This window comes from Mycetocola sp. JXN-3 (assembly GCF_014522285.1).
In the GTDB taxonomy this organism is placed as follows: Bacteria; Actinomycetota; Actinomycetes; order Actinomycetales; family Microbacteriaceae; genus Mycetocola; species Mycetocola saprophilus.
Genome location: NZ_CP041635.1, coordinates 1709615 through 1721692, shown reverse-complemented (window position 1 = coordinate 1721692; position 12078 = coordinate 1709615). Strand labels below are relative to the sequence as shown.

Annotated in this window: 7 protein-coding genes; 3 read left to right on the top strand and 4 right to left on the bottom strand. The window is 66.2% G+C overall.

From position 1 onward, the window contains the following. Positions 1–57 precede the first annotated feature (57 nt). On the bottom strand, positions 58–495 hold the full coding sequence (locus C7C57_RS07950; protein ID WP_030143602.1) for an RDD family protein: 438 nt from the start codon (positions 493–495) through the stop codon (positions 58–60). 139 nt (positions 496–634) lie between these two features. On the opposite strand from C7C57_RS07950, the gene glnA reads away from it, so the two are divergent. Further along, positions 635–2059, top strand: a complete 1425-nt coding sequence (glnA, locus tag C7C57_RS07945) for a type I glutamate--ammonia ligase (RefSeq protein WP_030143603.1) — start codon at positions 635–637, stop codon at positions 2057–2059. A gap of 66 nt (positions 2060–2125) precedes the next feature. On the opposite strand, the gene C7C57_RS07940 is transcribed toward glnA, so the two are convergent. Next, complete coding sequence (locus tag C7C57_RS07940; protein WP_187978222.1) at positions 2126–5764, bottom strand: S8 family serine peptidase; 3639 nt, start codon at positions 5762–5764, stop codon at positions 2126–2128. A 282-nt stretch (positions 5765–6046) separates the two neighbouring features. On the opposite strand from C7C57_RS07940, the gene C7C57_RS07935 reads away from it, so the two are divergent. Continuing rightward, positions 6047–6709, top strand: a complete 663-nt coding sequence (locus C7C57_RS07935) for a TIGR00645 family protein (RefSeq protein ID WP_245601210.1) — start codon at positions 6047–6049, stop codon at positions 6707–6709. A 158-nt stretch (positions 6710–6867) separates the two neighbouring features. After that, entirely contained in the window at positions 6868–8991 is a 2124-nt protein-coding gene (locus C7C57_RS07930) for an APC family permease (RefSeq protein WP_187978220.1), read from the top strand. 68 nt (positions 8992–9059) lie between these two features. Here the strand turns inward: C7C57_RS07930 and C7C57_RS07925 are convergent, their stop codons facing one another. Together C7C57_RS07925 and C7C57_RS07920 are read right to left on the bottom strand one after the other, a co-directional pair. Next, positions 9060–9470, bottom strand: coding sequence for a hypothetical protein (locus tag C7C57_RS07925; protein WP_030143607.1), 411 nt, complete (start codon positions 9468–9470; stop codon positions 9060–9062). 25 nt (positions 9471–9495) lie between these two features. After that, positions 9496–12060: an RNA helicase gene (locus C7C57_RS07920; RefSeq protein ID WP_187978219.1), complete on the bottom strand. Its 2565-nt coding sequence runs from the start codon at positions 12058–12060 to the stop codon at positions 9496–9498. Positions 12061–12078: the final 18 nt, after the last annotated feature.

The following is a 12078-nucleotide window of genomic DNA, read 5'->3' as shown; positions in this document are numbered from 1 at the left end:
CAGGAAACAAAAGGGCCGAGACCGCGGGTGCGGTCTCGGCCCGAGACGTTCAAGGAGCTAGGCGCGGGTGCGGATGAGCACGGTCCCGGCGACCTTGTCGTGGAAGCCTCGTTGGTCCGAGTCCCAGACCAGGGCGGGCACCACAAGCATCAGCAGCACGGTGCGGACCACGGGCTTCCAGAACCCGATCCAGCCGCCCTCCCCCAGCCGCACCAGGTGCAGCCCCATGATGCGGTGGCCGAGGCTTCCGCTGAGGGTGGGAATGAAGATAATCTGCAACACGCCGAAGGCCACATGGGTCCACAGCGTGCCCAGCGGCAGGCCGAAGGGCAGCAGCACCGCCGACGCAATGGCCCAGTCGATACAGAGCGCAACGAAGCGTCTTCCGACACGCGCGATACTGCGCGGGCCCTGATTGGGCAGCCCGAGCCGCTCGCCGGGGTACTTACTGGGTTCGAGTTCACCAAAGGTGGTGGGCCGTTTTTCACCTGACACACCTCAAGTTTACGGTGAGTAGACTCGTAACATGCCCGAAACATGGGTGACACCATCGGGAAATGACTGCTGCGTACGCTCGGAGCAGGATGTTCCCCCTGCCATCCCCCTCTGAACAGATTTTTGGAGCTCAAACAAAATGTTTACTGATTCCGCCGAGGTGCTTGCGTTTATTAAGGAAACGGACGTTAAGTTCGTTGACATTCGCTTCACCGACCTGCCCGGTGTCCAGCAGCACTTTAACATCCCGGCCGCGACCGTCGACGAAGACTTCTTCGCCATTGGCCAGCTCTTTGACGGTTCGTCCATTCGCGGATTCGCAAACATCCACGAGTCGGACATGCAGCTGATTCCGGACGTCACCACCGCCTACATCGACCCGTTCCGCAAGGAGCGCACCCTGGTCATGGTGTTCGACATCTACAACCCGCGTAACGGTGAGCGTTACTCGAAGGACCCGCGTCAGATCGCCCGTAAGGCCGAGGACTACCTGGCCTCCACCGGCATCGCCGACACCGCCTTCTTTGCTCCCGAGGCCGAGTTCTACATCTTCGACGACATTCGTTACGAGTCGAAGCCGCAGGGTTCGTTCTACTCGCTGGACTCCGACGAGGCCGCCTGGAACACCGGCCGCAAGGAAGAGGGCGGAAACCTCGGTAACAAGACCGGCTATAAGGGTGGATACTTCCCCGTCAGCCCGGTGGACAAGCACGCCGACCTGCGTGACGACATCTGCCTCAAGCTGATCGACGCCGGCCTGATCCTCGAGCGTTCGCACCACGAGGTCGGCACCGCCGGCCAGGGTGAGATCAACTACCGCTTCGACACCATGGTCCACTCGGCCGATGACATCCTGAAGTTCAAGTACATCGTCAAGAACACCGCCGAGCAGTGGGGCAAGACCGCAACCTTCATGCCGAAGCCGATCTTCGGTGACAACGGTTCGGGTATGCACACCCACCAGTCGCTGTGGCTGAACGGTGAGCCGCTGTTCTACGACGAGAACGGCTACGGCGGTCTCTCGGACACCGCTCGCTGGTACATCGGTGGTCTGCTGAAGCACGCCGGTGCGGTCCTGGCCTTCACCAACCCCACCGTCAACTCGTATAAGCGTCTGGTTCCGGGCTACGAGGCCCCGGTCAACCTGGTCTACTCGGCCGGTAACCGCTCGGCCGCGATCCGCATCCCGATCACCGGCACCAACCCCAAGGCAAAGCGCATCGAATTCCGCGCCCCCGACGCCTCGGGTAACCCGTACCTGGCCTTCGCCGCCCAGCTGATGGCGGGCCTCGACGGAATCAAGAACCGCATCGAGCCGATGGCTCCGGTGGACAAGGACCTCTACGAGCTGCCCCCGGAGGAGGCCAAGGAGATCCCCCAGGTTCCCGCGAACCTGGAGGCCGCCCTGTCCGCCCTGGAAGAGGACCACGACTTCCTGCTCGCCGGTGGCGTGTTCACCCAGGAGCTCATCGAGACCTGGATCGGTTACAAGCGTAAGGTCGAGATCGAGGCGCTGGCTCTGCGTCCGCACCCCTACGAGTTCGAGCTCTACTACGGCGTGTAACTAGCCGCATGACACACAACCCTCGGGGAGTTTTGCTCCCCGAGGGTTGTGTTTGTCCGCCGCGATTTATCGGGTTCGGCGCCGCAGGATCGTGGCACCCGCGCCCAGCAGGGCGAGCAGCAGCGCCACGAGCATCACCGGAAGCCACCCGCCGGCGCCGGTCGCGCCGAGCGGGCCAGTCCCGTGTTGCCCACCTCCCTGCCCCGCATCCGCACTCGGCCGCGTTCCCGGATCCGGGCCGGTGGGCTGCGTGGTTTCGGTCGGATCCGGCGAGGACGACGGAGACGGCGAGGCACCGAGAACCGGTACGTCGAGGATCTGCGTACGCGCCCCTCCATCCCCGCCCTCGGCCAGGTTGCCCGTTGCGTTGTGCAGGTTGAGGAGCAGCACACGCGAATCCCACGAGGCCTCGGGAGCGCGGTGCACCCGCAGCTCGGTATCGGTCAGGGCCGGAAAGAGCGGACCCTGCTCCCCCGCCGCGCCATCCACCCAGAGATCCGGGTTATTCGGGTCAAATTCGATCGACTCGGTCTGATCCACCGGCTCCGGCGTGCCCCCGGGTTCCCACAGCGCGGAGGCCGTCCGCACCCGATACTTCAGCGCGCCCACCCGATCCGGAGAGATCCCCAGCGAGTCTAGGCTCACCGGCATCACCAGCACGTTGCTATCAAACGTGTTGGTGTCCACCGATCCATCCACAAAATTGACCGGCTGCGAATCGACAATCACGTTGTCCGCGGGAGTTTCCCCCAGACGCGTGAGGCGAATCAGCGGTAGATCCAGGGACACCTGACTGGCAAACGCCACATCCAGCAGGTAGTCATCGGTGCCGCTCCCCGTGCTATCGATAAGGACCTCGATCGCCGCGCTCGGCGTGAGTGCCGCCCAGTTGCCCCAGGTTGCGATGCCAAACGTGAGGTTCCCGGTGGTCAGATCGCCGCCGGCCGCACGCAGGGCCGGGAGGGTGGTTGCGGCCCCCACTGCTCGCAGATCCAGCGCCCGCACCGAGGGAATCTCCGGGCCGGTGTCCTCGCCCGAGAGGTCGGTCCGACGCGGGCTCTCCGCCCCGAGCTGGAACGGTGCCAGCAGCGAGGTGTAGCCGTCCTTGCCCAGGGTTCCCTGATTGAGCTCATGCCCACCGAGGGTCAGGGACGTATCGCCGTCCTCCGGGTTTACCGGGGTAATCGCCGCCGAGATCTCCGCCACGGGCTTGGGCGCCGCGTGGACCGCGACCCGCACCGGGGGCTGTCCCGGCGAGGTGACCCGCACACGGCCGGACACCTCCGAGAGCTCCTGCCAGGCCACACCCCAGGTGGAACCCGCCCGGGTGGCATCGCGCTTCTTTCGCAGCGCGGTCGGGTCATCGATGCGCAGCGTGAGGGGAACCCGAGCCGTTTCGCCCGCCGCCACAACCACCGAATCGGGCAGATCCAGTGCTGCACCGGGTACCGCGGTTGCCGCCTGATAAGACAGGGCATAGGTTCGGGACGCGTTCGAGGTATTGGTCACGGCAATCTCCCGCGTCTCCGAGAACGCCTCCGACCCAATTTCCCGCACCCCGAATTCGACGCTGATCCCCTCGGGAGACTCGGCGTCGGTGACCCGGGTTGTGGTGGTGACCGCCGCCAGGGCGTTCACGGCCCCCGTGCCCACGCGTCCCGGGGCAAACGGTGTGTCTCCCAGGGTGAGGTCGCCGTCGGCGGCGTTCACAACCGCCGCCTTGAGCTCGCTGCCGCGCCGCGCGGTGCCCTCGGCGGCCAGGGCCGCGATCCCGGCGACCAGGGGTGTGGACATCGAGGTACCCGTGGCCACCCGGACCCCGGTGCCACTGCCGGCACCGGCCGACGCGATCTGCGTGCCCGGTGCCGCCACATCGGGCTTCACGACCCCGATCGACCCGTGGGGCCCGCGGGAGGAACTCTCGGCCAGCGCGCCGCTGGTGCCCGACTCTCCGCGCGCCACTCCGCGTCCCTCCGGGGACAGGCGCACCTGCAGCGTTCCGATGCTCGGGCGCAGGGCCTCGGAACTGGCGCGGGTCAGCTGGATACCGGGGATCGCCGCGATGCCGGCGATGCCCGCGTCGAAGGCGTTCAGGGTCGAGTCCAACACCACGCCGCGGGCACCGGCCCGGGCGGCCGCGTCGAAACGCACGGCCGATCCACATGCGCGGGTGTCCGCGTTATCGTCCCAGCGCAGCCACACCCAGTTACCCGAGACGCGGGCGGCATCCTCGACCGAGAATGGCTCACATCCCTCGCTGTTCGCTCCCGAGGGTCCGGCAACAACGGTGCCGGTGAGGGTGGCCGGATCGGCGCCGGTGTAGTCGAAATCGGCGCTGTACTGGCCGGTGGTCTCGCCGGGGGTTGGTGCCAGCACCTCGGCGCTATCCAGCGCGAGGGTGGATCCGATCGAGTTGGCCACGGTGAGCGCCGCCGGCGCGTTGCCGGGAGAACCACCCACGTCATACAGGTCACCGGCGTTACCCGCCGCGATGACCGGCAATACGCCAAACCGGGCGAGCGAGGCGATCATATCGTTTTCGGGATCATCCACCGGGGCGTAGTCGCTGCCCAGCGAGAGATTGACGATGTCCGCCCGATCATCAAAGTTTCCATCCCCATTGGGATCCAGCACCCGATCCAGCGCCTGCAACACCAGGTTGGTGCTCCCGGTGCAGCCAAACACGCGGTAGGCCAGGAGCTTTGCTCGTGGCGCCGCGCCGGGGCCGGGCAGCTGGGTGGCCACCTCGGCATCACTCAGCGCGGAGAAGTCGGTGTTCGAATCCTGGGCGGAACCGTCGGCCCGGATTCCGAACCCGGCGGCCGTCCCGGCCACATGGGTCCCGTGCCCGGCCGCGGCGCAGTCCAGCGGATTCGCATCTGGGGTCGGAGTGGGTTGGAAGGTCGGGCTGTTGGGATTCGGGTCATAGCTGTCGCCGGCAAAGTCGTAGCCGCCACCAAACTTCCGAGGGTCAAAGAGGCCGGTGGGCGGGGTCTCGGCTGCCGATGCCTCGGCAAATGCGGCGGCGGTGCCGGGACCACCAAAATCGGCGTGGGTGTAGTCGATGCCGGTATCCACCACCGCGATCGTGATGCCCTCGCCCGTCCGCCCGGTCTTGCGCCAGGCGGCGGCCGTCTGGGTATCCCGCACGCTCCCGGCGTTATAGGTGGTGGCTCCCCCGCCGCCCGGTCCGGCGCCGCGTGGCGGCTCGGTTGGTGCGCCCTGCCGCGCACTCGGCGCAAACTTGGTGACGATGGGGGTCACCTTGGAAACCTCGGGCCGGGCACGCAGCGCGGCGATCTGATCGGGCGCGGCGGTCAGGGCGATGCCCGGGAGCGCATCCGTGGTCACATACAGCGGTTCGGCCCCGATCGAGGCGGCGATATCCCGAGCCTGCCCGCGGATTCCCTCGCGGCTCTCCAACGCCGTCCGGGTACTGTCGCCTCCCCGAGCCCGGCTCACCGCGGCGAAGGTACCGGGCCCACGCAGCTGCACAAACACCGAAACCGGTGTCGTCGCGGGGGCCGGCCCGGCCCGAGTCTGGGTGGGCGTCTGGGGAACCGCCCCCTGCGCGCGGACAAGCCGGTCGGCGTTACCCGGGGCGGGGTCCTGAGCCTCCGACCAGGCGGTGCCGGCGGACACGACTCCCCCGCCAATGATCAGGGCCGCCAGCGTGGCGGCGGCAATTCCTCGTAGTAGGGCCATCAACTTCTCCATCCGTGGTGAGATTTCGGTGCTCACGCGGCAGAGGTCCGCGTGGTCTCGGGGAGAGCATGCTGCGGTTAACTGGGACCGAACCTCCGGGGGCGGGACGCGGTCTTGGGGCGAAGCTAGGCGCGTTCACTGGCAGCTGGCATGAGGTACAGCTGGTATCCCCTGTGCGCCCGGAAGGCCCGGGCGCGGGCCCCGGATCCTCCCGGCGACACGCGGCACCCTAAAATAATGTTTGTGATCGATTCACGATCCCCAAACCGAGGAGTATTTTCCGTGACCGACCAGACCGTCGCTCCCCAGCGCCCCGCACCCCGTCGTAACTCGGCCGGGACCAGCACGATGGCCTACCTTATCTTTGCCAGCCGGTGGATCCAGGCACCGCTCTACCTGGGACTGATCATCGCCCAGGTGGTGTATGTCTACGTCTTCGGCGTGGAACTCTGGCACCTCGTGGAACACGTCGTCACCGACGCCGCCCACATCGACTCCAACCTGATCATGCTGAGTGTGCTCGGCCTGATCGACGTGGTGATGGTCGCAAACCTGCTGATCATGGTCATCATCGGTGGCTACGAAATCTTCGTCTCGCGGATGCGCCTGGACGGCCACCCGGACGAGCCGGACTGGCTCGCCCATGTGAACGCCAACATGCTGAAGCTCAAGCTCGCCGTGGCGATCATCAGCATTTCCTCGATCCACCTGCTCAAGACCTTCATTGAAATCGGGAAGCTCTCCACCGATGGGAAGGGCCTCGGTGACACCGAGTCGGCGATCCTCTGGCAGGTCCTCATCCACCTCGCCTTCATCGTCTCGGCGATCGCGCTGGCGTTCATCGACAAGATGCAACACTCCTATCAGATGGCCGCATCACACTCGGCGGAGGCGATCGCGCTTAACGCGCCGGCCGATGCCCGTATTCCCGCCGAAAACCGCTAAAACACGGGGATTTTCGTCCCCAACCCCCACTGCCCGCTTCCTTCGACCTTGCCGAGAAGGAAGCGGGCCGTTGCGCAAGCCGCCAATTACAGGTGCATAATGTACGAGGTAATCATCCGGCGCACCCGTCGGGTGACGTTTTTATTGGGGAGCACAGCGTGCATAACGAAGTTTCGCCGGGAGATCAACGCTCGGCTAAACGCATCCTTCTCGGCGATCCACTGCCGACGGACAAACTTGAGGGCCAGCTGCTCTCGAAGAGACTGGCCCTGCCGATCTTCGCCAGCGACGCCCTCTCCTCGGTTGCCTATGCACCGCAAGAACTGTTAATGATCCTGATGATCGGTGGCCTGGCGTTCCTGTCGCTGGCACCGTGGATCGCCGCCTGCGTGGTCATCCTGCTGCTCGTGGTGATGCTCAGCTACCGTCAGCTGATCAAGGCCTACCCCTCCGGTGGTGGTGACTACGAGGTGGCACGGAAGAACCTCGGCGAGACCGCCGGACTGACCGTGGCCGCCGCCCTGCTGGTGGACTACGCGCTCACCGTGGCCGTGTCCATCGCCTCGGGGGTGGACAACATCATCTCCGCGCTGCCGTTCCTGAACGAGTGGCGCGTCGAGATGGCCATCGGGTTCGTGATCATCCTGGTCGCGGTCAACCTGCGTGGCGTGTCCGAGTCGAGCAAGCTGTTTGCGCTGCCGACGTATATCTTTGCCGGCAGCGTGTTCCTGATGATCGTGGTGGGCTTTGTCCGCATGGTCCTGGGCGACGCCCCGGTGGCCGAATCGGCAAACTACACGGTTCATGGTGAAAGCCTCACCCAGGCCGCCATGGTGCTGCTGATCCTGCGGGCCTTTGCCAGCGGGTGTAGCGCGCTGACCGGCGTCGAGGCGATCTCCAACGGTGTCCAGGCGTTCCGCCTGCCCAAGATCCAGAATGCCCAGAAGACCCTGGTGGCCATGGGCGGGATCGCGATCGTCCTGTTCGCCGGCCTGACCGCCCTCGCGCTGACCACCGGCGTGCACTACGCCGAGAAGCCCTGCGACCTGCAGGGCTTTGCCGATTGTGCCTCGACCCCGCAGCGCTCGCTGATCGCCCAGGTGGCCTCGGCCACCTTCGGCGACGGCAGCTTCCTGTTCTTCCTGGTGCAGGCCGCGACCGCCCTGGTGTTGCTCCTGGCCGCCAACACCGCCTTCAACGGCTTCCCGATGCTCGGTTCGGTCCTGGCTCGCGACGGATACGCGCCCAAGGCGCTGAACACCCGCGGCGACCGCCTGATCTACTCGAACGGTGTGATCATCCTGGGTCTGGTCGCGATCGGCATCCTGCTGGTCTTCCAGGCCAACCTGACCCAGCTGATCCAGCTCTACGTGATCGGTGTGTTCCTCTCGTTCACGCTCGGACAGTTCGGCATGGTCAAGCACTGGCGTCGGGTACGCCGCGAAAACAAGTCGGCACCGGGCTCGATGTCGGGTCTGCTGATTAACGGCCTGGGCGCCACGCTGACTCTGGTTGTGTTGCTGATCGTGACCGTGACCAAGTTCACCCACGGCGCGTGGGTGGTGTTTGTGATCATGCCGATCCTCGGCCTGCTGATGGCAGGCGTGCACCGCTACTACCGCGATGTGGCCCAGGAGATCCAGGTCGACCCGGACATCCGGTTCGGATCCGACGGTGACCTCGCCGTGGTCCTGGTGGGCCGCCTGGACAAGCCGACCCTCAAGGCGCTGGACTATGCCCGCGCCGCCAAGCACGACCGCCTGATCGCGCTGCACGCCTCGATCGATCCCGAACGCAGCAAACAGCTCAAGGCCGACTGGGAAGCTCTGGATCTGGGGATCGAGATCTCCTGCATCCCCTCGCCCTACCGCGACGTGGCGATCCCGGTGTCGAAGTTCATCAAGCGCGACCGGGTGGAAAACGGCCCGGCCGTGGTCACCGTATACATGCCCACGTACATCGTGGGCCACTGGTGGGAGCGCCTGCTGCACAACCACCGTTCACGCCAGATCCAGCAGCGCCTGCTGCTGGTGCACGGCGTCACGGTGAGCCTGGTGCCGTGGCTGCTGGACTCCTCGGAGATGATCTATGGTCGTCGTTCCCGTCCGCTGCCCGGTGACGCCCGCCGCGGTCTGCCGCAGCGACCGGCCCCGATGCGTCCCGCGGGGGCTCGGGTGTCCAACGGCGCGATGCGCCTGCCCGAGGGTGCGGTCAAGCCGCCGCAGGAGCCCGGCGCCGACACGATCGCCAACACGATCGCCCCGGAGCCCGAGGACAAGTAGGCCCGGATAGACAAAAAGCCGGCCGTCACGAGTGATCGTGACGGCCGGCTTTTTGCGTGGCGAAAAAACTAGCGCGACTTGGGCGCGCGAATCATGGAGATGTAGGAGATAACCCCGACAATCGCACCGAAGGCGATGCCCGCGATGGCGAGGAAACCGAGGACGTGCATGGTCCACTCGGCCGAACGCTCACCCTGGTTGACCAGCAGCGGCAGCACGATCAGGGCCAGGCCCAGGACGGCGCTGGCGGCGCGGTTGCCCGTGCTCAGGCGCTTCCAGAAGGCCAGCAGAACCAGGAGCACACCGATCACGATGAGCACGGTGTTCACGATCGGGCCCACGGAGGTCTCGGGCGCGGTGGAGGTGGTGGCATAGTAGATGATCCCCGAGAGGAAGACACCGAGTCCGAAAACAGAGAAAAGTGTTCCCGAGCTCCGCTCGTCCGCCGGGCTCATCTCACGGCTGTGTGTAGTGGTCATAGAGACACGCTATCAATACCGACCGCTATCCGAGAAGCGGACCCACCGCGGTGACCCGGAGGACCGCCTCGCCGGCCTCCACGGACTCGGCCAGATCGACCACGGCCGAGATCCCCCAGTCGCCGTCCCCCTCGGGGTCCTCGAAGACCTGACGGATCTTCCACACACCCTCGGACTCGGCCGGGGACTGGTCCACGGTGAGCAGCTGCGGGCCGCGGGCGCTCGGTCCATCGCCGAGCGAATCGTAGTCCTCGTAGTAGGCGTCCATTGCGTCCGACCAGGCGTCGGCATCGAAGCCCGCGGCGCCGTCCAGCGCCCCGAGCTCCTCGAACCGGTCGCGGGCGGCCAGCTGGACCCGGCGGAACATTTCGTTGCGAATGAGCACCAGGAATGCCCGCGGGTTGGAGAGGATGTTGCGCGGTGCCGGCGGGAGCGCCTGGGCCTGCGCCGCGTGCTTCTCGGGATCCGGGTGGGCGAGCTCCTCCCACTCATCCAGCAGGCTCGAGTCGACCTGGCGTACCAGCTCCCCCAGCCACTCGATGATGTCGCGCAGCTCCTCGCTCTTGAACTCCTCGGGCACGCTCTGGCTGATCGCCCGGTAGGCATCGGACAGGTAGCGCAGTACCAGTCCCTCGGAGCGGGCGATCTTATAGAAGCTCACGTACTCGGTGAAGGTCATCGCGCGCTCGTACAGGTCGCGCACCACGGACTTGGGACGCAGCTCGAAGTCGCGCGCCCAGGGACGCTCGGTGGCGTACATCTCAAACGCCGCATCCAGCAGCTCGGCCAGCGGCTTGGGGTGGGTGACCTCCTCGAGCAGCTCCATCCGCTCGTCGTATTCGATCCCCTCGGACTTCATCGAGTTCACGGCCTCGCCGCGGGCGAGGAACTGCTGCTGGTTGATGATCGGGCGCGGGTCATCCAGGGTGGACTCGATCACCGAGATGACGTCCAGCGCGTGGGTGGGCACATCGGGATCCAGCAGCTCCAGCGCGGCAATCGCAAAGGGCGACAGCGGCTGGTTGAGGGCAAAGTTTGCCTGCAACTCGACGGTCAGACGGTACTGGATGGTGCCGTCCTCCTCGGTGAAGCGCTCGATGATGCCCGCGAACACCAGGGTCCGATAGATCTCGATCGCGCGGCGGGCCAGCTCAAACTGGCGCGTCCGAGACTCATGGTTGTCAAAGACCAGGGCGCGCACCCGGGCAAACGCGTCCCGACCGTGGGCAACCACGTTCAGGATCATCGAGTGGGTGATCTCCATATGGCTGACCAGCGTCTCGGGCTGCGCCTCGATGATGCGCTCGAAGCTCGCCTCACCCCAGGAGACGAATCCCTGCGGGGCCTTCTTGCGGATGATCTTGCGCTTCTTCTTGGGGTCGTCGCCGGCCTTCTGAATCAGCTTGAGGTTTTCGATCTCATGCTCGGGGGCCTCGAGGACCACGTCGCCGGCGGTGTCGAAGCCCGCGCGGCCGGCCCGGCCGGCGATCTGGTGGAACTCACGCGCCTGGAGCTGGCGCATCTTGACGCCGTCGTACTTAGTGAGCCCCGAGAGCAGCACCGTGCGAATCGGGACGTTGATGCCCACGCCGAGCGTGTCGGTGCCGCAGATCACCCGCAGCTGCCCGCGCTGAGCCAGCTGCTCGACCAGGCGACGATAACGCGGCAGCATGCCTGCGTGGTGCACGCCGATGCCCATCCGTACCAGGCGGGAGAGGGTCTTGCCAAAGCCGGTGGTGAAGCGGAAGTCCCCGATCGCCTCGGCGATCTCGTCGCGCTGCTCGCGGCTGACGATCTTGACGCTGGTGAGCGCCTGGGCCCGCTCGGCCGCGGCGGCCTGGGCGAAGTGCACCACGTAGATCGGGGCGCGCTGGGTCTGCAGCAGCTCCTCGATGGTCTCCTGCACGGGGGTCTGCACATAGCTGTAGTGCAGCGGAACCGGACGGGTCGCCCCGGTGACCTCCACGGTGTCCCGACCGGTGCGGCGGCTGAGATCGGCCTTGAGGTCGGTTACATCGCCCAGGGTCGCCGAGAGAAGCAGGAACTGCGTCTTGGGCAGGGTCAGCAGCGGAACCTGCCAGGCCCAGCCGCGATCGCGGTCGCCATAGAAGTGAAACTCGTCCATGACCACCTGGCCGATATCGGCATCCTCGCCCTCGCGCAGCGCCTGATTGGCGAGGATCTCGGCCGTGCAGCAGATGATCGGGGCGTCGGCGTTCACGGCCGAATCCCCGGTGACCATGCCCACGTTCTCGGCACCGAAGGCCTCCACCAGGGCGAAGAACTTCTCGCTCACCAGCGCCTTGATCGGCGCGGTGTAGTAGGTGCGCTCCCCCGCTGCCAGGGCGGCGAAGTGCGCGCCCATCGCGACCAGGGACTTCCCCGAGCCGGTGGGTGTGGAGAGGATCACATTCGCCCCCGAGACCAGCTCCATCAGCGCCTCCTCCTGCGCCGGATACGGGGTGATCCCGCCCGTGGTTGCCCAGTCGAGGAAGGACTCGAAGACGTCGTCGGCGCTGGCCTTGGCGGCGTACAGCTCATCGATGCGCGTGGAGAGTCCGGGACGGGAAGGTGCTGCGGAGGAAGACATGGGTCCATTCTCCCAGAA

Bases quoted from the DNA above. Each gene is read 5' to 3' on its own strand.
- glnA (WP_030143603.1), top strand. From the start codon at position 635: ATGTTTACTGATTCCGCCGAGGTGCTTGCGTTTATTAAGGAAACGGAC.
- C7C57_RS07940 (WP_187978222.1), bottom strand. From the start codon at position 5,764: ATGGCCCTACTACGAGGAATTGCCGCCGCCACGCTGGCGGCCCTGATC.
- C7C57_RS07925 (WP_030143607.1), bottom strand. From the start codon at position 9,470: ATGACCACTACACACAGCCGTGAGATGAGCCCGGCGGACGAGCGGAGC.
- C7C57_RS07920 (WP_187978219.1), bottom strand. From the start codon at position 12,060: ATGTCTTCCTCCGCAGCACCTTCCCGTCCCGGACTCTCCACGCGCATC.